Raw genomic sequence first — 21,998 nt, 5'->3', positions numbered from 1 at the left:
GTGAGTTTTGACCGCCATGACTGGAGTCATTAATTCTGCAGAGCGGGGACGATCTCAATTTATCGCTTAATCGACGTCTCAAAGCTACCGGGTACTATGCGGGCATATAAATCTCCTTGCGCTGCTGGTCTTGGAACATGCCTGAACTTCATCAGTGCGCTATTCTCCCAAGAGGTGAATGCTCAAAGGTAAAAGAGTAGTTCTGCATGAAAATAGAAACAGATTTTGAGGAGCTCATTCGGCAACAGGCCGAGCAGGTGTTTGGCAGCAAATTTAAGGCGTATGTTTGGCTGACTCGCCCTCAGGTCGAGATCGGTAGCTTAAGTGCGCTGGAATGTGCAAGCAATGAGGTTGGATATCTGCAGGTAAAAGCGCTACTCGATCGACTACATCACGGCTATGCCTGTTGATGTACGTAGTGGTTTCGGCCTGGTAGACCCGATGGCTCAAAACTACATCCAACTCCAGCCATTAAGCTGTGCTTCGCACCATCTTAACTTTTTAGGCGAGGCCACCCGAACAGCATGAAACACACTGACTCCTCTAACTTGCAAAACGAGTTATCTGCTACTGCACGCTCCTTGACCGAAGCCAGCTTGGGCTCCCTTTACGGTCGCAGCGACGTCGAGGCTAAAAATAGTGAGTGGGCCCGGTTTTGCTTGCGTCATCGGGCTGTAGAAGAAACTTTTGATACTGCCTTTGCTCGCGTTGAGCTTCCACAAATTGACGGGCCTACGGAGTTTCGCATTGCGGCCAGCTTTGCCGGTGGTAAACAAATGAGCTGTACGCTATTTATCCTCATGCTGGGCGATATCGTCCCGCTCCCCATTACCTCCTGCCAAGTGGGTACAATCACCACCTTGAGGGAGGGTTATGCCTTAATAATCCCTGCCCCTGATGACGTAAGGTGGACAGATGATGTCTGGCCTACCTCGATGGATGAACTACATGCCTTTGTTGCTAATATAACTAACTCGCCAGGATTTCTGCAGAGCTGGGTTATGGATGGAAACCGCGAGTCTAACAAATTGTTGATGTTGGTAGTGACCCGAGGCGATGTTTGCTACGGTTTTCTGTTGGGATCGCCAAAGACTGCAGGATATCGTCAGACTCGTGTGATCCCTATCTTCTTCGAGCAAGTTGGGGAATTCACATGCGATTCGCCCGTCCTGATCGAGCTAGCCCTCAATATCAAGAGCCTTGAGGCGCTACTCAGACATGCGCGACAATTACTGTCGGAGCCTAGTTCTGCACGGCAAGACTGCCATCTGCGTGATGCACTTGGTGAGCTGACTAATGCCCTGGAGAGGGGCGCCAATCGGTCTCATTCGCCCGATGTCGGCGCGACTCCTTAATATTGTCGAGCACTTTTAATGGCAGGCTCAGTGTATGGGGCGGGTGTGATTCTGTTGCGGACTCCAGCTGGATCTTTCCTATTTGAAGTGAGCTTAATTGTCAATAAGTTATGTGAGCGCAAGTTTCAAGCACCCTGAAATTAATGTGTCTTGTGTCTGAGATTATGATTTCCAGCGAGAATACCCATGCGAGCTTGAATGTCCGGCACAGCATAGAGAAGCACGATTATGTCTTGGTCATGCGCTACTTCCCGGTCTGCCTCGGTCGCAGCCCTCGATCCATCGGTCAAGAGCGCGACACATCAAAGGCTTAGCGATCTCCGGTTTTGATGTGGCCTGCCGGATCCATGGGATCATCACCTGACGGCGCCTCAAGCCTTACATTACCGGTTGCCTCGACCAAAATGCCTGCTTCGTCTGTGACAGTTTCAAGCTTCATAAGCGCCGTCAGGTAGCTACGGTTGTCATCATGCCGGTACGTCGGAGCTAATCTGGCGCAGACGTCATGAATTTCCAACGTGACCTGCTGGAGAGGGTGCTCGGCAGCGGCTTTAGCCGCTACCAGTTGCTGCTTGATACACGACAAATGTGGCGCGCCAAACCCCGGGATACGCTCGCTCAAACACTTCAGGCACCACTCAACGAAATTCGCTGGACAGTGAGCGTGTTGGAACAGCGGTTCGACCAGGCATTTGATGAGCTCCAGCATGGCGACGAATGTACAGCGCCCTGTGCTGAACATCTTGCTGACAAACTCCATAACCGTTATCGCTGCCAGGCCGAACACCACCCCAGGGAACACAAGGTACTGACGCAGACTGTTGATCCCGGCGTTCGCGAAGGCCACCCCCTGATCCATCATGGCGACAAGATCCGAAGAGCTGATCGAAATGAAGTGACGCCGGGCCATGATCATCCGGATGAGCGCGCGTGAATACTCAACGGAGCTCAACACCCCTTGGCCAACCATGCTCTTTAGTAACATTTGAGGCGAAGCAGACGGTATATCGAGTGTTTGAGCAAGCTGGCGAAGCCTGCCATCGAGTGAAAGCAGCCCCGCCTGATACTCATGGCAGAGTGTCAGGCAAGCGTGCTCTTGAGGATCGAGCACATCTTCCAGTCGTTGCAGGACAGGCGTCGGATCAACAGGGCCATACGCCGGTACGACAGTGCAAAAATTCGAGATGGCGACATCCATGCCTTCAAGGAACGCTAATTCCCGGGCATGAGCCTCCTCGCTTTCTTCATGGAAACCCAGCTGCCCTTCGTGTGAGTACAAGGTGCCGCTTTTACGGAACACAGCCGCCGCCTCGATCTTGGCACGCAACGCCTGATGGGTATAGGTACTGACATACACCTGGGAGAGGTTGCCCAAGACATCTAGCAGCCCATGCGTCGCCAGCTCTGTCAGCATCGTGAGATCTACGACCCAAGTCGACGCTGCGAGCTGCCCAGGAAAGACATCATGGGCAAAGCCCGCATCAGAAGAGACCTGCAGCCAAGGCCCATCAGGAATCCATCCCCGCACAACATCAACAAAGTCGCGCCCCAGTTGCTTTGCCACCGCACCCAGGGTGATAGGGTGTTCCTCGTAGATTGCCAGTAGCTCGGTGACTTCCGTTCGCTGATGTTCGAGCTGCTCGATAAAGGCGGAGAAATCCATGTCACCGTTCTCGTCCTCGGGAAGGGTCATGGACACAAGGCTTTTGCTAGGTGCGAGCGAATTCCTTATCACGCTGTGCGAAATTTCCAGCAGACGTTGCTGGATGGAAGAAATCTGCTTGATCTCAAAATACTGAGTACCCAGCAGGTTCTCTACGCTAGCGGTCTCGCCAGTACGCAATCCGATTAAACTCTCGGCGAGCGCAGAGTCTGCGGGAATAAATTCGGTTGAACTGTTTGGATAGCTGAAGCCCTTCAGATCGAGGGTGACCCGTCGAGGGCTGCCTTGCTGATCGACCAACACAATCGACGTCCCTGGCGCGATGACTGCCGGCGCGCGCTCGATATCGCGAAGTTCCTCTGCCATCTCTTGGGAGAGCGTCAGCATCACTTGAACGTGGGTAGCCGCAGCTTCGACGTCACCCTGAGCGCAGCGCATGGCCAGAGTGATCCGATCCAGCCCTTTCTGAACCTGGCCGTATCGCAGTTCAATGCCGGCCAGTTGCAGAAGCGTCTTGGCGCTGCCTTCGAGCAATACGGGGAGTTCCGCTACCAAGGCCTTGAAGTCCATGACACCTTCACACGCAGCCACGCGCAGGAACATCAACTGAAACCGGGCACTCTCAGGAGACTCTGCAACGTTGAGTTCCATGACTTCGCGCATTCGCGCCCAGTCACCCGCGCTGTTGTAGAGGAACAGCGCCTGCTCACGGGCATCAGCTGAGCTGCGCCAAGTGGCAGGCATGGATTGCAGAAGATCACGTGCTTTAGCCTGCCGACCAGTCAAGCTGTAGCAATGGAGTAAATCGACATGCAAGGGCGTGAAGGCGTCAACGGGAAGCAGCCTTTCAAGGATAACAACCGCTTCACCATGGCGCTGAGCTCTAATCATCGCCCGCGCACCGAGGGAAAGCTCTTGAGGATCTGTGGCGTCAGGTGCTAGCTGGGCTACCCGATCCACAAAGCGATTGGCAAGCTCGGCATCGCTCTCATAAGCGCGACTGGCAAAATACAGGTCAATGATGTCGCTGCTCTGGGGCGTGACACCTGCGTGCTCCAGTTCCTTGCGAACCGTCTCGCAGTCGCCAGCTTGCAGTGCCAGATCCCAGTGCAAATGCTGCAGCATGGTGGCGATTCGGGCCGCGACGTCCGAGTGCGTCCGTCGCGCGACTTCCTCACGAGCAAGCTGTAGCAGATCCGTCCGCGACTGCGCCATGCAAGCGTGGCCAAATCGCAGCAGGGCCTCGACCGGCAAGTCAGCAAGGTGAGCCAGGAATCGTTTCGTGACCTCCTCCCAACGGCTCAAATCACACAGGGCTTCGATCTCGACACGAACCATGATGTCCGAAGCGAATACGCCTTTATGGTGGGCCTCTTGAATCAGCTGCAGGGCTTCATCAGCGCGCTGAAGCAGTACCATTGCATAGGCCAGGTGAGCGACCACATCAGTCACCGTCTTGGGACTCTGCGCAGCCCAGAGCGTGGTGGCGCGATCATCAAAACGCGCCATGGCGTCCTGCAACACCTCTACGTGCTCAGGCAACATCGAACGGCAATTGACCCGCACGGCATCAGCCGTGGCCAGTCGAATGGCGTAACGAAGGTAGCTTTCGTCGATAAAGAACGAGCTATCTGTCTTGCTCAGTGCAATGCGTATGACGCGAATAGCGCCTGCATCATCGTCACGTCCAGCATACGAGGACGCCACCAGTTGCCACGCCGCGGCCTTATCAATGAAGGCGCTGGGCACATCGGCTTCGTTCAGCTGTTCACCCGCGATGATGCGAGCGTTGGCCATCGCAGCCCAGACGATTAAGGATTCAGGAAAACGCTCGCTCAACGTTTCTCCGACCGCAACCGCCTGCGTAACCTGACCTCGAAGCATGTGGGCACGTATCGCCGCAGCGGCAATACGATCATCGGAATCACAAAGCTTGGCAGCTTCGTCAAAATCGTCCGCCGCGTCTTCGTCCTCACCCAGGTGCCACTTCGATAATCCGCGAAGCAGATACCATCTGGCCTTCTGGTGATCATCGAACTCGTGAAGATCGCTCTCCAGAAGCTCCAGTTGCTTGAGGCAGTCCTGGAACCGGTGGGCCCGTTGCCATTCGGTAATCCGGTCGAGCTGTCGCGAGTAAGGCGAGACAGAAGTCGTGTCGCGCGCCGAAGGCAGCTCATCCGCGAGCAGCACTTTCTGCGAATTTTCTCCATCCCCAAGTAAAGGTCTGAGCGCGTCCAAGAGCGGTTGCAGCTTGCGGTGGGTCTCGGCGGTCAAGGGGAGGGCGCCCGTTTGGTCGACCAGCGAGCCGGGGCCGAGGTTATTACGTTTCGCAACTTGAACCGCCTGGTACCCCTCCCAGAGCGCTCGCGCTTGGCTGAACTCAAGGGCAAGTGCCCCCAAATGTCGCTCCGCCGAGTCCAAGGTAATCTCACCGGCCACCCCGTTCAGCTCGGCGCAGGCAAGCTGGAGCGCGGCCCAGACATCTTTGCTGTCGCGCGAAGGGACGAACTTGCTGATCAGTTGCTTCTGGTTGTCGACTTCAACGGTGCGGTCAGAATCCAGGTCATGCGATAAAAACTTGAGGTGCAGTGCAAACGGAAACAGCTCAACCTTGTCCACCTCGGCGCCTTTTTGTAACTCAACAGCGCGCCGAATCGCGGCGTAGGCCTTGCGGTTGCTTTCGTTGCTGAAGCCTTCGGCATGCACGCGCTTGTACCAGTCATCTGGCGTCCCGGAACTCACCGCAAAACGCACCACTTCCTGGGCAGCGTGCATGGCGGTGTTGCTGGAGGCGTGGTAGACGATCAGGATGTCATCAACGTTGCGCCGGAAGCCCGACTTGCAGAAGTCTTCCCAGGCCAGACCCACGGTCTCATTGAAAATGGGGTTGTCCGTCGGCTTCAGCGATCGCTTCATCTGCAACCGCTGGGTGGCGACTTGGCCGGTATCCGGATTCCAGAGATCGATTACCAGGTCATCGGTGTCGTGATCGAAAAGACGTCCCTGGAAGAGCAGGCGGGTGATCACGTAGCCATCGCGGGCACCCGGACACTGCCAGCCCAGGCATAAAGCGAGCAGGCGAACAGCCTGCACGCGGCGCTCGAATGAACCACCGCGATCGCCGGTTGATACGGGGCTTGCTACCTGTTTCCTGCGATTCTTGACTGGCTTTTCCGGCTTTTCCGGCTTTTCTTGGGATTTCGCCGGTTTTTGGTCTGCTGTGCTTGCCGGATTTTCTTGGGCTGACGCTACCCGTGGGGGCTGTTTCCTTGGAGCCTTGGCCATGCTTGGTTCGCAACGGTGATTGGACGCCATATTTTACCGATCCGGGAAGCTGATGCGTAGAGCCTAGCAAGGTTGGATTAAGCCTAGCGATGTAGGTCGCAGACAGCCCGGAACGAGCAGTACTGAACCAAAGAAGCTGGATTTATGCATAAATTGGTGGAGCTGGAGGGTATTTCTTCTCATTCAGGTATTCGGGCCTAGATGCTAGACATTTAGTCGTGCAAGAAACCACCAATAGATGACTAAAACGACGATTGTTGCAGATTTTGTGATGATAGGTGGAGTCAGCCGACGCCTCATAACCCTGCACTATGGTCTTGCGTGAGCTGTTTCAGCCTTTATGAGCTGCTGCTATAAGCCACTGCAGCCGCTCTGGGGCCAGAAATGGGGCAGTTGCATCTGATTCAACAATCGGTCTTAAGAGCTGACAGGCGGCAGGGTGTGCTCGCTTGGTGCGCTACAATTCGAAGTGGCACATGAGGAGTCGACTCAGCGATGAATGCCGTGAACCGCCTAGAAGCAATCCGCCTCGCTCAGCAGCGCATAAGCGAACTGGAGCAGGAAATAAGCGTCCTTCAGAAAGGTGAGGGTGACACGCCGGAGTCAGGTTTCTCAGAACAGCTCGCCAAGCTGATGAAGAGATACGGGGTCAGAGCGGAGGAGGTGATTGCGCTTCTGATGGTCAGGGGGGATCTGGATCAACGTGCGCTCAGCTTGACCACCGTGCTCAAGCTCCATTACATCCTAGGCCTGCTGGACGTGGAGGCGTCTCACAGCTCGGAAAAGCCTTTCCGGATAAGGGGATGGGTGAACGTCAATGTCCAGTAAGCGCAACCGAGCTCTGAATGGGCTGGTAAAAGAGGGCTTTTTCGACGTAGAAAGCGTTGCGCGCCTGTTCGACATCAACGGTGCAATTGCCAAGGAATACGGTAATGCATGTGCAGAGCTAGCGGAGCCTAGGGTTGCCAGCATGGTGCGTTTCTTGGCAGACCTGGACAGGTTGGCAAAACAGCATAATGTAACGGCGAGGGAAATCATCCTGTTACTTGATGCTGACTATTTCAAGCGAAAGAAAAATCAAAGGTAGGTGGGGCCGCTATCAGTGCGGAGAACAAATAACTCAACTAAATATTCATTTAGTTGAGTTGGGTCGCGCACTCCCAAAAAAAGAAGGGTAGTTTGGTACTTATTGCTCGGCAACGCAACCGGCTGGTTCTATCTAAGGGATTTCTGATTCCTTGAGTTATCGGGTGGATGGTGGATGGTGACACACTCAAGCGGTCAGGCGGCCTGGAATTGGGCTTTGAGGGCACAGAGTGCTCGGCGTGAACCTGCTGCTCCAGCCAGATTCAGGGGGCGGAATGACTGAGGCAGAGCCATACGGCGCGATGATCTTGACTGATTTTCTCGTTTATTGAATGAGCAAAACGCGCCGGGCTGAGGGGTTGTCAAAGTTAGATGAAAGCATCTATTGGGATTGATCTGGGCACTTAGGCATACTGAATGCTCGTGGCGCCTGTGCAAATCAGAGCCTAATGCGATTGGCAAACCCAGCTAAACAATAATCTCATGCTTTATTTTCCCTTGGATAATCATGAGCTGCCTGAAACGGATTTCACTGATATTGCCTGTTGGGAACCGTACAGGATTACGGAGCAATCTCAGTCACTGGAAACCATCGCGTCTAAATTTCTTCTTGATGCTGTGAGTTCAAAGTTTCTTCTGATTTCACAGATCCGACCTCTGGTCAGGAAAAAGGAGTCCGCGACGGTGTTTGTGTTTTCATCAATGAGTGAGCCTACTTAGGCTTCGCAAGTTTTCAGAAATAGCAAAGCCCCAGGCACAGTTGCTCAACGCGGGACTGCTGCAACGCAGAGACGCAATCAGCACCTCACAGACGAGGCTCGTTGCGCTAAGAAGCAAGCTTGTACCCATGGCATCAGTTGACAGATGTATTGAATGGATCTAGCGGCTGCGAGAGCAATCCGAGCAGCAAGATGGATCGGAATGAGGCAGAAAAACGGCGTAGGTCGATTTACTTCCGAAATTAGGGTCAGAAAGGCTTCCGTGTACTTCATGTACCTGGCTTTAAATCTGCCCACCCAGCGGTACCGGTGACTAATACGCAGTTATGCATAATGCATATTATGTTAAATCGAATGTTATGTCAGATCGATGCGCGGCCCGTGTCTGTTTCCGCTAACCTACACATCGGAGTTTTTGTTCATACTGGTACTGTTCTCTCTTGCCGAAACAGGCGTGGCGCCGCAAGCCCCTGTGATCACCGTACCCGCTAACTGATGTGACAGTCATTATCCATAACCCGCCAAGGTCATATCAAAGGCGCTGCCGGTTGGACGAAGTGAAATAGGCAAGGATCATTGATCTTTATCAATTGTTAACGGTTAATCGAGTTCACGCTGATAACGACGCAACGCCGCACCGCCACGGCGTACCCGCCGTAAGCAATCCATCGTCGATTACCAGTTGGCGATAGCACTGTTCGATGGCCCTTTCCCGGGCTTTGAACCTGCCAACCTGCTGTCAAGATCAAGCGAGACTGCCAGGTGCGCCCACCCTGCAGAGTTTACGTAGTCAAGCATTGAACATTAGCCCCCTATTCGGCCACGCGTTGCACGTTGCCGGACCAAGGTTCAAAACATTGAACGCGGCAAGGAGTTTGCGATGGCTGATTCAAGCAAAAAAATGAGCCTGGTCGGGCTCACGACGCTGGTGACAGTCAACATGATGGGTTCGGGGATCATCATGTTGCCTACCAACATGGCTCAACTGGGTGCCGTCTCGCTGTTGTCGTGGCTTTTCACGGCAATCGGCTCGATGGCCATCGCTTATTGTTTTGCCCAGTGCGGCGTCTTCTGCTCACGCTCTGGCGGGTTGTCCGCCTACACCGAAGAGGCTCACGCGAAGTCGGGTTTTTTCCTCTGCTCGTACCTGTACTTCCTGTCTCTGGCCATCGCCAACGTAGCCGTGGCCATCTCTGCGGTGGGCTACATGACCGCTTTCTTGCCCTGGCTGGGTAGTGGTGCCATCCCGTTGTGCATAGGCACCATCGGGCTAATCTGGCTGACCACCTTCGCCAACTTCGGCGGCCCCGGCATCACCGGCAAGATCGGTGCTTTCACGGTCTGGGGCGTGATCATTCCGGTAGCGGGCCTTTGCATCATCGGCTGGTTCTGGTTCAAGCCCGATGTACTGGTCGCCGCCTGGAACCCTAACGATCTGCCGATTTCCGAGTCCATCGCCAAAGCCATTCCTCTGACCCTGTGGGCGTTCCTGGGCATGGAGTCGGCGGCCCAAGCCACCGATGCCGTGGAAAACCCCAAGCGCAACGTGCCACTGGCCTGCCTGTTCGGCACCTTGGGGGCTGCCGGTGTCTACATACTGTCGACCACCGTCATCCAGGGCATCATTCCCAATGCCGATCTGGCCAAGTCCACGGCGCCCTTCGCGCTGGTCTACGCCACGATGTTCAATCCGTTGGTAGGCCATATCGTCATGGCCCTGGCGGTCATGGCGTGTGTCGGCTCGCTGCTGGGGTGGCAATTTACCTTGGCACAAACTGCCAAGATGACCGCCGACCAGAACCTGTTCCTCAAGTTCTTCAGCAAGGTCAATGCCATGAACGCCCCTGTCGTCGGCATGATCGTCTGTGGCGTGCTGCAAACCTTGATGGCCCTGTCGACCATTTCACCGGATGCCGCCGCCCAGTTCAGCAAGCTGGTCAACCTGGCGGCGGTGACTAACCTCATCCCATATTTAACCGCGCTGACTGGTCTGCTGGTCATCATGTACAAGGCCGGTGTCTCAACGACGATCTACGCGCGCAACCTGGTAGTGCTGCTGGTTGCGGTGACGTACTCCTTGTATGCCCTGTATGCCTGCGGCAAGGATGCGGTCATGGGCGGCACCCTGGTACTGGCCTTCGGTTATCTGCTCTACGGTTTCCTCGCCAAGCGTTTCACCGACACGCTGCCAGCCGAACAGGCCGGGGCCGGCAATCCTTAGGCGCGGCAGCCAGGACTGCACAGACATCTGCATACGGGGAAACCGGACATGAACGTACCATTCATCAAAACCACCCGTTTTTTGCTCGCTCTGGCGTTTTTGGCGCTGCCTTTGATGGCCAGTGCCTCCACACTTGAACGCGTGCGCAGCAGCCACAGCTTCACCATGGGCTACCTGCCAGACCTGGCTCCCTTCAGCACGCAGGAAGGCGACAAAGCCAGCGGCTATGCCATCGAGCAATGCCTTAAAGTTGCAGACAAGCTCAAGCGCGAACTTGGCCTGCCGGACCTGCAAGTGCGCTACCAGCCGGTTACGGTTTACGACCAGGTCAGTGCGGTGAGCCAGGGGAAAGTCGATATTCTCTGCACGCCGACTCCGCCCACTCTGGAACGGCGCAAGACGATCAGTTACGCCATACCGATCTACACCGCCGGTCTCTCTGTCGTGGTGCGCAAGGATGCCCCCGAATCGCTGCTTAATGTACTCAATGGCAAAGTCGCCAATAGCGGACCGACCTGGCGAGCAAGCATCAACAGTGGTCTGGCCAACCACACATACGCCACCATTGAGGGCGGTATAACCGAAGACTGGATTCGCGAAAGGATGCGCCTGCTTGGTGTAATCGCTTCACTGGTTACAGTGGCCAACAACGATGAGGGCATCAAGCTGGTCGCCGACGGCAAGGCGGACGCGTTCTTTGCCGAGCGTATGTTGCTGAAAAACCAAATAGCCAAGGAAGGGGCTCCCAAAAACCTGATGCTCATGGACCGCATATTCGAGTACTCGCCGGTGGCGATGATGGTGGAGCGCAATGACGAAGACTTCCGCCTGCTGGTCGATACGGCCTTGAGCGAAGCCTATCGTTCGGGCTCCATTGAAAAGGACTACGACAAATACTTGGGAGGGACCAACGATATCGTGAAAAAATTGTTCAGGGTGTATGCGTTGCCCGAGTGACATCCATCGCTACAGGCCGTCTGCGAGCAGCCTTCCAGGCACTGCATGAAAAGCCGTCTCAAGGCTTTTCATACAGACGCTAACCTTGGCCGCAGGTCAGTAGCAGATACGCCATTTCCTGAGCGCGGCAAGTGTCGAGGAAACCATGGGGGATTCAGCCTGCTCATCCACAGGCAAAGAAACGGCCTTTGAGGTCGTTTCTTTTTTTGCGTCTTTGATCGAACTTAGGAAACCCAAGACTCGACCACATCAGATCCATATTGAGCCTTCCACTCCTTCAGCAGTTTGTGGTTGCCACCTTTGGTCTCGATGATCTCGCCGTTGTGCGGGTTCTTGTACTGCTTAACCTGACGAGCGCGACGAGGTGCTTTCTCTGCGGCAGCAGGTGCGGCACGGCGACTGGCCTGTGGATCCAGAAGGTTGATGATGTCACGAAGGCTATAGCCATATTTGCCCAGCAGATCGCGGAGTTTGGTCTCAAACTCGATTTCTTTCTGAAGCTCACGGCTGCCTTTCATGGCCTCCAGTTCGGCCAACTGGGCGGCCAATTTTTGCTCAAGTTGTCTAAATTCTGCCAGACGCGACATGGGGATACTCCGAAGTTGGACAGGTGACCTTTAGTGCATCCTAACGCAGTTTAAATTCAAACCGAAATGAAAATCAGGGCCACCTGCCCCACTTGCCTGCTGCAGAGCAAGCGCCACACCGCCAATTTCTCATTTAGAGATGCCTGAATTTGAAACCCTCCAGCCTGACCTTGGCGAGTAGAAAGTTATCTACGCTGACACGCGCCAGCGCTGCATGGTCCACTCAGCCGACATTACGACTACCGCAACTGACAGAGCCTAGAACTCCACCCTCCCCCGACCCGCCTTGACAGCGCTGCGCCTGGCTTTTCCTTCGAGGCGGCGGGTCTTGGAGCCCAGGGTCGGCTTGGTGGGGCGACGTTTCTTATCGGTCTTGCCAGCGGTGATGATCAACTCGGCAAGACGCGCCAAAGCGTCCGCACGGTTCTGCTCCTGTGTGCGGTACTGCTGGCCCTTGATGATCAATACGCCGGCGCCGGTGATTCGACTGTCATGCAGCGCCAGCAGCCGCGCCTTGTAAAACTCGGGCAACGATGAAGACGGGATGTCGAAGCGCAGGTGCACGGCGCTGGACACCTTGTTGACGTTCTGCCCGCCCGCGCCTTGCGCGCGGATGTAGGTGAGTTCGATTTCGGCATCCGACAGATGCACGTTGTTGGAGATGGTCAACATGATAGGGCCCTTTTCATTCCCCATTATCACAGACTGCGCCGCTGTCCCATAGGACAACACATAATGCTCTGTTCGTTCAGGGTCATCGTGAGCGCCACAACGCAGAAAGCTGCACCTGAGCGCTAGGCCAGCGCGTACAAACTGAACCTGCGGGGACAACTGACCGAGTGTGAAGGCCCAAGAGGCGGTCGTTACTGGATTGCCTCGACCACTGACATCACCCTCTCGGACGAGTCCCCATGGCGTTCGTAATCGGACGCGCAGGCCACGATGCCATGCTTGCGGAGCGTGTCCTTGCCCAGCCGTTCAGCGAACGTAATTATTCAATGAGCGTTAGCGGACGCTCGGGTTTTCCAAAGCGAAAGCAACACGCCGCCAATCAGAAGGCCGATGGTAACGCTCAACGATATTTCGGCGGGTACTTTACCCACCACGTCATGAAGGAAGATTTTAGCGCCGATAAAGACAAGCACCAGAGCCAGCGCGTACTTAAGGTAAACAAAGCGACTGATCATCGCAGCCAATGCAAAATAGAGCGCTCGCAAGCCGAGAATAGCAAAGATGTTCGACGTATAAACGATGAACGGGTCCTGTGTGATTGCAAATATTGCAGGCACGCTGTCAACAGCAAACACTAAATCTGCACATTCAATCAGGACAAGTGCAAGGAATAGTGGCGTCACCCATAGCGTTCTTTTTCCTGATATGTCAGGCAAGCGAACCACAAAGCGTTGACCGTGCAATTCTTTGGTAATGCGTAGGTGTGTGCGCAGGTATCTGACGAAACGGTTGTTTTCCAAGTCAGGCGCATGATCGACGCGAGCGAATAGCATCTTTACCCCGGTGAAGACCAGGAACGCGCCGAAGCAGTAAAGTATCCAACTAAACTGGGCGATGAGCGCAGCCCCGAGGCCGATCATGATAGCCCTCAAGACGATGACCCCCATGATCCCCCAAAACAATACTCGGTGCTGGAACTCCCGAGGAATGGCCAGAAAACTGAAGATCAGCGCAATAACGAAAACGTTATCCATTGACAGGGATTTTTCAATCAAGAAACCTGTCACATAGTCCATGCTGGCGTCGCTGCCTTTCTGGAAATACACCCAGACCGCGAACAGAAGGCCCATACTGATGTAGCCCGCAGACAGCAACAAGCTCTCTTTGACTCCAATTTCCCGATTGCCGCGATGGAGCACACCTAAGTCAAGCGCCAACAGTGTTAGCACAACAGCGAAAAAGGAAAGCCAAAGCCAGAGGTCAGTACCAAGAACGTCTTGATTGAGATACGCATTAAGGGCAGACATGAGCCCCTCCTGTATAGTCGTAGTTCAACAACTATGACTCCGACATGGCGGTATAACCGTCAGAGGGGCCCGGCGTCACGAAGAAAGAATTTATCGGGCGCGAGTAGGCTGCAAGTAGAAAACATTTACAAATCATGTCCATGACAAGCTAAAACGCATGTAGTGGAAAACTCATTTCGGACACCTGATAGCACCCGGCTCAATGATGCCCCGCACGTTATCAGCGCTTCATTGGAGCAAAGCGGCATTTGCTCGCGATCAAGCGCCACTTCACGGTCAACCCGATGCAGCGCCTTCCGTCGCTCAGCGGGCACCCGCTACGCACGCCAGTGCCGAACATTGGGTGAACAATCCAAAAAGGCATTTCACCATGACACCAGCAAAACCTTTTACGTTACTGCTTGCACTCTGCCTGGGCTGCGCTTCACCACTTGCTTCGGCCGCCACAGACCTGAACCATCAGCGCGCCCCTGGCATGCAATCGAACGACAGTGGACAAATGAACGACCAAGGCGGAGCGACTGGCTCGGGAGCACCCGCCGATGGAATGGGTACGGGTGATGGCGGCACTGACGACAATGGGACGAACAATACCGGAGGTGACGGTACCGACAGCGATTCGGGAACCGGCAGTCATGGCGCTGGTAGTAACGGCACAGACGCGGGGGTTGGTGGCAGTGGCTCAAACGGAAGTGGATCACGCGCAGGTTCCGGCACTTAGCTGATAGGGCCGATCGCCAGGGATCACCTGTCCATCACCCGGAGCGTCAGTTCTACCCTGGTTTTCAACCGTTCATGCAACCCATGCAGGAGTAAATACCATGCCACGCGGGGACAAAGACAAGTACACGGACAAGCAAAAACGCAAGGCCGAGCACATCGAGCAATCTTACGAGGACAAGGGCGTGGGCAAGGATGTAGCCGAAGCACGCGCCTGGGCCACCGTCAACAAGCAATCCGGAGGCGGTGAAAAACACGCAGGCTCGGGAAGCAGGACACCGTCGCACGCGAAGAAGACCGCACGCTCGGATTCGGCCAAGCGCGCCGCTGAATCTCGCCAGGGGCATTCGCGGACGTCGCACGCGTCGCTGGAATCGCAAAGCAAGGAAAGCCTTATGAAAGAGGCACGCAGCAAAGACATCAAGGGGCGCTCGACCATGACCAAGGCACAGCTGATTGAAGCCCTGCAGAAACACGGGTGACTGCAGAGAATCGTCATAGCGCAAGGCCCGCGAGCCGCGCACTCATCGCCAATGCGTCATTAACGCGCCCCTGATGCCGCTGACCGGGTCTTGCTCGGGGAGCGGAACCTTGGCGATGCGCGCCAACGCGCGATTGTGCGCGGCACTGTCGGGCCGCTGAATGTCATAGTCCTCCTGCCCATGAGGATAGGCGCCAACCACCAGGAAGTCATCGCTGCATTCGATGCGGCGATGACCAGTGCCTGCCGGCAGTACCAGCACGTCCCCACGTTTCACGCTCACGCTCTGCCCGCACTCTCCGCCCAGCGTCAACCGGGCCCACCCGCAAGCAATGCCCAGTGCCTCATGGGCGTTAGGGTGAAAATGGTGATAATCGAAGATCCCCTCGCGCCAGAGCGGGGTCCATTCGTGCGCTGCAAACAGGACCTCGAAGGCACTGGCCCCCGAGGGAACAAGCGGCAGCCGGTAGAACAGTACGGGAAAACGGCTATTGGGCGTCGCGCCGTCGTCTTCGAAATACAAGGCCTGCAGGCTGACATCCGCTGTATCCATGAGCGTCATAGTGCGCACCCTGATCATGTCATCGGTTCACTTTCGAACCCGTCGCCTGTCGTCGGGTTCCAACTGGCAGATCGGTGCACATACCGTTGAAACTTTCGCCGCACGTGCCAAGTCCAGACGCCTATCAACAACTGAACGGGAGCAGGTAATGACCGGCACGGTAGGCGACTTTTTGGTGGAGCGTCTGTATCAATGGGGAGTGCGGCGCATCTTCGGTTACCCCGGCGATGGCATCAATGGGATGTTTGGCGCGCTGGGTCGGGCCAATGGCAAGATTGAGTTCATCCAGGCCCGCCATGAGGAAATGGCCGCTTTCATGGCCAGCGCCCATGCCAAGTTCACCGGCGAGCTTGGCGTTTGCATCGCCACCTCTGGCCCAGGCGCCTCGCACCTGCTTACCGGCCTGTACGATGCACGCATGGACCATCAGCCGGTGCTGGCCATCGTCGGCCAACAGGCCCGTGCCGCACTGGGTGGGCACTACCAGCAGGAGCTGGACCTGCTGTCGATGTTCAAAGATGTAGCCGGCGCGTTCGTCCAGCAGGCCTCTACACCGGAGCAGGTGCGCCACCTGCTAGATCGCGCTGTTCGTACGGCCATCGGCGAACGCCGCGTCACTGCCGTCATCCTGCCGAACGACCTGCAGGACCTCCCCTACAACGAGCCACCGAGGGCTCACGGTACCGTGCATTCGGGCATCGGCTACAGCAAGCCCAGGGTGTTGCCGTTCGACGAAGACCTGCAGCGCGCCGCCGATATACTCAACACCGGGCACAAGGTGGCGATACTGGTGGGTGCCGGTGCGCTGCAGGCGACAGAGCAGGTCATTGCGATCGCCGAAAAGCTCGGCGCAGGGGTGGCCAAAGCATTGCTGGGCAAGGCTGTGCTGCCGGACGATCTCCCTTGGGTCACCGGGTCTATCGGCCTGCTCGGTACCGAACCCAGTTATCAGCTGATGACCCAATGCGACACATTGCTGATGATCGGCTCCGGCTTCCCCTATTCCGAGTTTTTGCCCAAGGAAGGCCAGGCGCGTGGTGTGCAGATCGACCTGCAACCAGACATGCTCAGCTTGCGCTACCCGATGGAGGTCAACCTGGTCGGCGACGCCAGCGAGACACTGCGTGCCCTGTTGCCCTTGCTCGAGCACAAGACCGAACGGCGCTGGCGCGAAAAGGTCGAGACCTGGCGCGCGCAGTGGGACAAGACCGTGACCAAACGCGCACTGGTCAAGGCTGACCCGATCAATCCGCAACGCGTGGTCCATGAGCTGTCCCCTCGCCTGCCCGACCGCGCCATCATCACCAGCGATTCCGGCTCCTGTGCCAACTGGTTTGCCCGCGACCTGCAGATTCGCCAGGGTATGCAGTGCTCGCTGTCCGGTGGCCTGGCCTGCATGGGCGCAGCCGTGCCCTATGCGATTGCGGCCAAGTTCGCCCACCCGCAGAGCGCCGTGCTTGCCCTGGTGGGCGATGGGGCGATGCAGATGAACAACCTGGCCGAACTGATCACCGTGGCCAAGTACTGGCAACAGTGGGAGAACCCGCAATGGATCTGTGCAGTGTTCAATAATGAAGACCTCAACCAGGTGACCTGGGAGCAACGGGTCATGGAGGGCGACCCCAAGTTCGACGCTTCGCAGTCGATTCCTGACGTGCCCTATCATTTGTTCGCCATTTCCATTGGCCTGCAAGGTATCTATGTCGATCGCGAAGAGGACGTTGCCGCCGGGTGGGAGCGCGCGCTAGCTGCTGATCGGCCAGTACTGATCGAGTTCAAGACCGACCCGAACGTGCCGCCCCTGCCACCCCACATCAACCTGGGCCAAGCGAAGAAGTTTGCCAGTACCTTGCTCAAGGGTGATCCCGACCAGGCGGGCATTATCGTGCAGACAGCCAAGCAGGTGCTCGGCTCGGTGCTGCCGGGCAAGAAATGATCGGCACATCGGCGAGCCGGCTGAACGTTTACTCAGCCGGCCCGGTCGCACAACAGAGACGCAGCCGACTGCGCAAACCCTGACCGTGAGGACCTACCATGAGCGCGATCTCTCCCAATGGGGTTGAAGAACACCCCATCGGCCTGACCCTGAATGGTCAGCGACTGACACTGCAGGTGAATCCCTGGACCACACTCCTCGACCTTCTGCGCGAGCAGTTGGACCTGGTCGGCACCAAGAAGGGTTGCGACCATGGCCAGTGCGGGGCCTGCACGGTGCTGCGCGATGGCAAGCGCATCAATGCCTGCCTGACCTTGGCCATCATGTGCGACGGGGCCGAACTGGTGACCATCGAAGGGCTGGCCAGCGGCGACGTTCTGCACCCCATGCAGCGTGCATTCATCACCCACGATGCTTTCCAGTGCGGTTACTGCACCCCGGGGCAGATCTGCTCCGCAGTCGGGCTTGCCCGCGAAGGCCATGCCTACACTCGTGAGGCCATTCGCGAACAGATGAGCGGCAACCTTTGCAGGTGCGGTGCATACGGCAACATCGTCGCGGCGGTGGAAGAAGCCCTCCCGATGATGACGGATCTGGCCCAGCCACCACGAGGGCCGAATCCATGACGCCTTTCAGCTACCACAAGCCCGCATCCATCAGCGAAGCCGTGAGCCTTGCTGACGCTAGCTCGCACTTCATTGCCGGGGGCACCAACCTCGTCGACCTGATGAAAGAAAACGTGGTTCGCCCCCAGCGCCTGATCGACATTTCCGGGCTTGGGCTGAACCGCATCCAACCCACGCCAAACGGAGGCTTGTTGATCGGCGCATTGGTGAGCAACGCCGACCTGGCCTGGCACCCGATGATCGAGCAGCACTATCCATTGCTGTCGGACGCGATCCTGGCAGGGGCATCACCGCAATTGAGGAACATGGCCAGCACCGGTGGCAACTTGCTGCAACGTACTCGTTGCTACTACTTCTACGATACCGGCACCCCCTGCAACAAACGTGAGCCCGGCAGCGGATGCCCGGCGCGTACCGGCTTGAACCGTATCCACGCGATTCTCGGTGCCAGTGATGCCTGTGTCGCGACCCACCCCTCGGATATGTGCGTGGCATTGGCAGCGCTCGAAGCCGTGGTGCATGTGCAGGGGCCGCGCGCAGAGCGCCAAATACCTTTTGCGGTGTTTCATCGCCTCCCCGAGGACACCCCGGAGCGAGACAATCAGCTGGCAGTCGATGAACTGGTGGTCGCCATCGAGCTGCCGCCTCCGGTGTTTGAACAACATTACCGTTATCTGAAAATTCGCGACCGCGCCTCCTACGCGTTCGCGCTGGTGTCGGTCGCCGCAGCCTTGAGCTTCGATGGCCAGGTGATCCGGCAAGCTCGCCTGGCGCTGGGCGGCGTTGCCCACAAACCGTGGCGAGATCCGGTTGTGGAGCGCATGCTGGCCGGCCAGGCGCCTTGCGAAGCGCTTTTCACCCGGGCCGCAAAAACGTTGCTGCAAGGTGCAAAACCTCTGAGCCACAACGGTTTCAAGGTCACGCTCGCCCAGCGCGCCATTGTGCGGGCATTGGATGACGCGGCGCGCGGCGCCGCTAACGGGGGGACACGACCATGATCAAACCCACACCGGTATCCGGCACGTCCCTGGACCGCGTAGACGGCGTGGCGAAGGTCACCGGGCACGCGCGTTACGCGGGCGAATACCCCGAGGTGGACCTGCTCCATGGCAGCGTTGTGTCCAGTACCATCGCCCGAGGTCGGGTACTCAACATCGACAGTGCGCAGGCGATGCGCGTGCCCGGGGTCGTCGCCGTGCTCGACCATGACCAACGTCCGCATATTTCCAGTTATGACGACGACTACAGCGACGCCGATTCCGCGAAGGGGGCGCCGTTTCGGCCCTTGTTCAATGATCGAGTGCTCTACAACGGGCAACCGCTGGCGCTGGTGGTCGCCCAGACCCTCGAGCTGGCCCGGTATGCAGGTTCGCTGATCAGGATCGAGTACGCCGAGGAGCCCCACCAGACAGACCTGGGCGCATGCCAGCAGTCGCATGCGGCACCCGCCGAAACACCGGCGCCGCGTGGCGACTTTGCCGCGCAGTTTGCCAGGGCCCCGGTGCAGGTGGATGCCACCTACCTGACTGCCAACGAGTACCACAACCCCATGGAGCCGCATGCATCGACCGTGCTCTACAAGGCCGACGGCACACTGGAAATTCACGACAAGACCCAAGGCACGCAGAACTGCCAGGACTACCTGCACAAGGTGTTCGGCCTGCCCAAGGCAAGCATCCGCGTGCGCGCGGCGTTCGTCGGCGGTGCCTTCGGCTCGGGCTTGCGTCCGCAGTACCAGTTGCCGCTGGCAGTGATGGCGGCATTGCACCTGCAGCGCTCGGTGCGCGTCACGCTGACTCGCCAGCAAATGTTCACCTTTGGCTACCGGCCGCGCACCGAGCAACGCCTGCGCTTGGGCGCGGACGTAAACGGGCAGTTGCTGGCGATCGCCCACGATGCACTTGGCCAAACCTCCCGCTTCGAGGACTTCACCGAGCACGTGGTGGAATGGAGTGGCATGCTCTACCAGTGCGACAACGTTGCCCTCAGCTATCGCCTGGCCTCGCTCGACGTGTACACCCCGCTGGACATGCGTGCGCCTGGTGCCGCGTCGGGGATGATTGCCCTGGAGTGCGCCATGGATGAACTCGCCTGTGCAGCGCAGATAGACCCGCTTGAACTGCGCCGGCGCAATTTCACCGCCAACAATGCCAACGAGGGCAAACCCTACTCCAGCAAGGAACTGCTGGCGTGCTATCGTCAAGGTGCCGAACGTTTTGGCTGGCAAAACCGTAATCCGCAACCGCGCAGCATGCGCCATGGCAACCAACTGGTCGGCTGGGGGATGGCCGGCGGCGTTTGGGAAGCCATGCAGATGAAGGCCAGCGCCAAAGCACGCTTCGATGCCCAAGGCCACCTCACCGTCTGCAGTGCCACCACCGATATCGGGACCGGCACCTATACCGTCATGACGCAGATCGCAGCCGACGCGGCTGGCGCCAGGGTGCAGGATGTCACCTTCGTGCTGGGAGACTCTTCACTGCCCACCGCCCCCCTTCAGGGCGGATCGTTTACGGTGTCGTCGGTCGGTTCGGCCGTGCGCCAGGCCTGCCAGGTACTGCGCACCAAAGTGCTGGAACATGCGCGCAGGATGTACCCCCAAGTGGCCAGCACGGCCCGGGAGCAGATCATTTTCGCCGATGGCTACCTGCACGCGGGCAGCCATCGCCTGGCCTTGGCGGACATCATCGCCAGCGCCCCTGAAGGTGAGTTCGAAGTGCAAATCGACGCCGAGCCCGGCGCCAGACGCCAACCGTTCTCCACCGCTACCCATTCGGCAGTATTCGTGGAAGTCCACGTCGACGAGGACCTTGGCACAATCAAGGTTGCACGGGTAGTCAGTGCCGTGGCGGCCGGACGGGTAATCAACCCGAAAACCGCGCGCAGTCAGATTTTGGGAGGCGTGGTGTGGGGGGTGGGTATGGCCCTCCACGAAGCCGCGTTGACCGATCATCGGTTGGGCCGCATCGTCAACCACAACCTGGCGGAGTACCACATCCCGGTCAACGCAGACAGCGGGGATATCGAGGTGATCTTCGTTGAAGAGCACGACGATATCGTCAACGAGCTGGGGTCCAAGGGTGTGGGCGAAATCGGCGTCGTTGGGGTGGCAGCCGCCGTGGCCAATGCGGTCTACCATGCCACGGGCAAGCGTGTGAGGGAGTTTCCGATCACGCTCGACAAGGTGCTGTGATCCGGCGGGGCCAAGGCCCCGCTCGCTGCCTGCGTCGAGACGGGCTCTTTAGGCTGATCGCATACCGACTGCTTTTCGCCAACTCCAGGTCCTTGGCGGGCAGGCCCAGGGTTGAACGGGCGGTTCTGGTTCAGGCCCAGCCAGACCAGGCCCACGCGGTCGACCATCTAACAAGGGCCCAGGCGCTCCTGATGGCCTGTATATGATCCTGGGTGCTGCCAGGTTGAGCGGTCGAGCTTTGATTGGTGTTGTCCATCGTTATGCCCTCGAGCCTGATGGGTCAGCGAATGCCTTATTGGTTGGGCATTCATTCGGGGGACGCACGGGTGAAGGCAGAAGTTCAGCCCTTATGATCTATAACGTTTACCCGGACTACCAAAGGAAACAGCGCGATAAACGTTCAACGTTTAAACCGGTGCAACGGCTTTAAACGTAACGGTAATCCGCACCAGGCAGCCTTCAGAGATTCACCGCTGGCGACGATCCTGATCACGTGCCGCTTTTTGCGCGGTGGAATCATGCGATGTTCCCGTGGATCCATCCGGGCGATGCGCATCGTTGTCCCGTTCTTCCTCGCCGTGGGATTTCTGTGAACCTGACTTTTTTGAAAGGACTTCTTTGGTCATGA

17 protein-coding genes are annotated in these 21,998 nt (G+C 57.4%); 11 read left to right on the top strand and 6 right to left on the bottom strand.

The window, feature by feature from the left end:
* Window positions 1-206: 206 nt before the first annotated feature.
* Window positions 207-410 (top strand): MbcA/ParS/Xre antitoxin family protein, encoded by a 204-nt coding sequence (locus I8746_RS06130; RefSeq protein ID WP_176508869.1) that lies wholly within the window; start codon window positions 207-209, stop codon window positions 408-410.
* Window positions 411-524: 114 nt separating this feature from the next.
* A complete protein-coding gene (locus tag I8746_RS06125; protein WP_221100311.1) occupies window positions 525-1,355 on the top strand; it encodes a hypothetical protein in 831 nt (276 codons plus the stop codon).
* A gap of 310 nt (window positions 1,356-1,665) precedes the next feature.
* Here I8746_RS06125 and I8746_RS06120 read toward each other — a convergent pair whose 3' ends face one another.
* Window positions 1,666-6,303: a PIN domain-containing protein gene (locus I8746_RS06120; protein ID WP_221100310.1), complete on the bottom strand. Its 4,638-nt coding sequence runs from the start codon at window positions 6,301-6,303 to the stop codon at window positions 1,666-1,668.
* 495 nt (window positions 6,304-6,798) lie between these two features.
* Here I8746_RS06120 and I8746_RS06115 point away from each other — a divergent pair, with 495 nt between their 5' ends.
* The 4 genes from I8746_RS06115 (at window position 6,799) to I8746_RS06100 (ending at window position 11,286) form a co-directional block, all read left to right on the top strand.
* Window positions 6,799-7,131, top strand: a complete 333-nt coding sequence (locus I8746_RS06115) for a hypothetical protein (protein ID WP_221100309.1) — start codon at window positions 6,799-6,801, stop codon at window positions 7,129-7,131.
* Entirely contained in the window at window positions 7,121-7,390 is a 270-nt protein-coding gene (locus I8746_RS06110; protein ID WP_221100308.1) for a hypothetical protein, read from the top strand. The genes I8746_RS06115 and I8746_RS06110 overlap by 11 nt, the downstream gene beginning before the upstream one ends.
* A gap of 1,598 nt (window positions 7,391-8,988) precedes the next feature.
* Entirely contained in the window at window positions 8,989-10,329 is a 1,341-nt protein-coding gene (gene potE, locus I8746_RS06105; protein ID WP_004374854.1) for a putrescine-ornithine antiporter, read from the top strand.
* Window positions 10,330-10,377: 48 nt separating this feature from the next.
* Window positions 10,378-11,286, top strand: a complete 909-nt coding sequence (locus tag I8746_RS06100; RefSeq protein ID WP_012052272.1) for an amino acid ABC transporter substrate-binding protein — start codon at window positions 10,378-10,380, stop codon at window positions 11,284-11,286.
* A 224-nt stretch (window positions 11,287-11,510) separates the two neighbouring features.
* On the opposite strand, the gene I8746_RS06095 is transcribed toward I8746_RS06100, so the two are convergent.
* The 3 genes from I8746_RS06095 to I8746_RS06085 form a co-directional block, all read right to left on the bottom strand.
* Window positions 11,511-11,873, bottom strand: a complete 363-nt coding sequence (locus tag I8746_RS06095; RefSeq protein WP_014756834.1) for a histone-like nucleoid-structuring protein, MvaT/MvaU family — start codon at window positions 11,871-11,873, stop codon at window positions 11,511-11,513.
* Between the two features lie 258 nt (window positions 11,874-12,131).
* Window positions 12,132-12,545 (bottom strand): alternative ribosome rescue aminoacyl-tRNA hydrolase ArfB, encoded by a 414-nt coding sequence (gene arfB, locus I8746_RS06090; protein WP_012052270.1) that lies wholly within the window; start codon window positions 12,543-12,545, stop codon window positions 12,132-12,134.
* A gap of 323 nt (window positions 12,546-12,868) precedes the next feature.
* Complete coding sequence (locus tag I8746_RS06085) at window positions 12,869-13,852, bottom strand: TerC family protein (protein ID WP_012052269.1); 984 nt, start codon at window positions 13,850-13,852, stop codon at window positions 12,869-12,871.
* An 821-nt stretch (window positions 13,853-14,673) separates the two neighbouring features.
* Here I8746_RS06085 and I8746_RS06080 point away from each other — a divergent pair.
* Window positions 14,674-15,054, top strand: coding sequence for a hypothetical protein (locus tag I8746_RS06080; protein ID WP_012052267.1), 381 nt, complete (start codon window positions 14,674-14,676; stop codon window positions 15,052-15,054).
* 42 nt (window positions 15,055-15,096) lie between these two features.
* On the opposite strand, the gene I8746_RS06075 is transcribed toward I8746_RS06080, so the two are convergent.
* Entirely contained in the window at window positions 15,097-15,615 is a 519-nt protein-coding gene (locus tag I8746_RS06075; protein WP_012052266.1) for a hypothetical protein, read from the bottom strand.
* A 148-nt stretch (window positions 15,616-15,763) separates the two neighbouring features.
* Between I8746_RS06075 and I8746_RS06070 the strand changes: the two genes are divergently transcribed.
* From I8746_RS06070 to I8746_RS06055, 4 genes are all read left to right on the top strand, one after another.
* The gene (locus I8746_RS06070; protein WP_012052265.1) at window positions 15,764-17,551 is read left to right on the top strand and encodes a thiamine pyrophosphate-requiring protein; all 1,788 of its coding nucleotides are present in this window, start codon (window positions 15,764-15,766) and stop codon (window positions 17,549-17,551) included.
* Window positions 17,552-17,649: 98 nt separating this feature from the next.
* Window positions 17,650-18,177, top strand: coding sequence for a (2Fe-2S)-binding protein (locus tag I8746_RS06065; RefSeq protein ID WP_192907407.1), 528 nt, complete (start codon window positions 17,650-17,652; stop codon window positions 18,175-18,177).
* Window positions 18,174-19,175, top strand: coding sequence for a xanthine dehydrogenase family protein subunit M (locus I8746_RS06060; RefSeq protein ID WP_221100307.1), 1,002 nt, complete (start codon window positions 18,174-18,176; stop codon window positions 19,173-19,175). Before I8746_RS06065 ends, I8746_RS06060 begins: the two co-directional genes overlap by 4 nt.
* A complete protein-coding gene (locus tag I8746_RS06055; RefSeq protein ID WP_088513154.1) occupies window positions 19,172-21,370 on the top strand; it encodes a xanthine dehydrogenase family protein molybdopterin-binding subunit in 2,199 nt (732 codons plus the stop codon). The genes I8746_RS06060 and I8746_RS06055 overlap by 4 nt, the downstream gene beginning before the upstream one ends.
* Before the next feature lie 467 nt (window positions 21,371-21,837).
* Here I8746_RS06055 and I8746_RS06050 read toward each other — a convergent pair whose 3' ends face one another.
* Window positions 21,838-21,996, bottom strand: a complete 159-nt coding sequence (locus I8746_RS06050) for a hypothetical protein (protein WP_012052261.1) — start codon at window positions 21,994-21,996, stop codon at window positions 21,838-21,840.
* Window positions 21,997-21,998 lie beyond the last annotated feature (2 nt).

It is taken from the genome of Pseudomonas sp. USTB-Z (assembly GCF_019691255.1).
Taxonomy (GTDB): Bacteria; Pseudomonadota; Gammaproteobacteria; order Pseudomonadales; family Pseudomonadaceae; genus Aquipseudomonas; species Aquipseudomonas alloputida.
Note: the sequence above shows the minus strand (reverse complement) of the source record. Positions and strands in the feature narration are given on the sequence as shown.

Excerpts from the sequence above, each read along its gene's own strand:
- I8746_RS06065 (WP_192907407.1), top strand. The coding sequence starts at position 17,650 with ATGAGCGCGATCTCTCCCAATGGGGTTGAAGAACACCCCATCGGCCTG.
- I8746_RS06110 (WP_221100308.1), top strand. The coding sequence starts at position 7,121 with ATGTCCAGTAAGCGCAACCGAGCTCTGAATGGGCTGGTAAAAGAGGGC.
- I8746_RS06130 (WP_176508869.1), top strand. The coding sequence starts at position 207 with ATGAAAATAGAAACAGATTTTGAGGAGCTCATTCGGCAACAGGCCGAG.
- I8746_RS06080 (WP_012052267.1), top strand. The coding sequence starts at position 14,674 with ATGCCACGCGGGGACAAAGACAAGTACACGGACAAGCAAAAACGCAAG.
- I8746_RS06055 (WP_088513154.1), top strand. The coding sequence starts at position 19,172 with ATGATCAAACCCACACCGGTATCCGGCACGTCCCTGGACCGCGTAGAC.
- potE (WP_004374854.1), top strand. The coding sequence starts at position 8,989 with ATGGCTGATTCAAGCAAAAAAATGAGCCTGGTCGGGCTCACGACGCTG.
- I8746_RS06120 (WP_221100310.1), bottom strand. The coding sequence starts at position 6,303 with ATGGCCAAGGCTCCAAGGAAACAGCCCCCACGGGTAGCGTCAGCCCAA.
- I8746_RS06095 (WP_014756834.1), bottom strand. The coding sequence starts at position 11,873 with ATGTCGCGTCTGGCAGAATTTAGACAACTTGAGCAAAAATTGGCCGCC.
- arfB (WP_012052270.1), bottom strand. The coding sequence starts at position 12,545 with ATGTTGACCATCTCCAACAACGTGCATCTGTCGGATGCCGAAATCGAA.
- I8746_RS06070 (WP_012052265.1), top strand. The coding sequence starts at position 15,764 with ATGACCGGCACGGTAGGCGACTTTTTGGTGGAGCGTCTGTATCAATGG.
- I8746_RS06075 (WP_012052266.1), bottom strand. The coding sequence starts at position 15,615 with ATGACGCTCATGGATACAGCGGATGTCAGCCTGCAGGCCTTGTATTTC.
- I8746_RS06050 (WP_012052261.1), bottom strand. The coding sequence starts at position 21,996 with ATGACCAAAGAAGTCCTTTCAAAAAAGTCAGGTTCACAGAAATCCCAC.
- I8746_RS06060 (WP_221100307.1), top strand. The coding sequence starts at position 18,174 with ATGACGCCTTTCAGCTACCACAAGCCCGCATCCATCAGCGAAGCCGTG.
- I8746_RS06100 (WP_012052272.1), top strand. The coding sequence starts at position 10,378 with ATGAACGTACCATTCATCAAAACCACCCGTTTTTTGCTCGCTCTGGCG.
- I8746_RS06085 (WP_012052269.1), bottom strand. The coding sequence starts at position 13,852 with ATGTCTGCCCTTAATGCGTATCTCAATCAAGACGTTCTTGGTACTGAC.
- I8746_RS06125 (WP_221100311.1), top strand. The coding sequence starts at position 525 with ATGAAACACACTGACTCCTCTAACTTGCAAAACGAGTTATCTGCTACT.
- I8746_RS06115 (WP_221100309.1), top strand. The coding sequence starts at position 6,799 with ATGAATGCCGTGAACCGCCTAGAAGCAATCCGCCTCGCTCAGCAGCGC.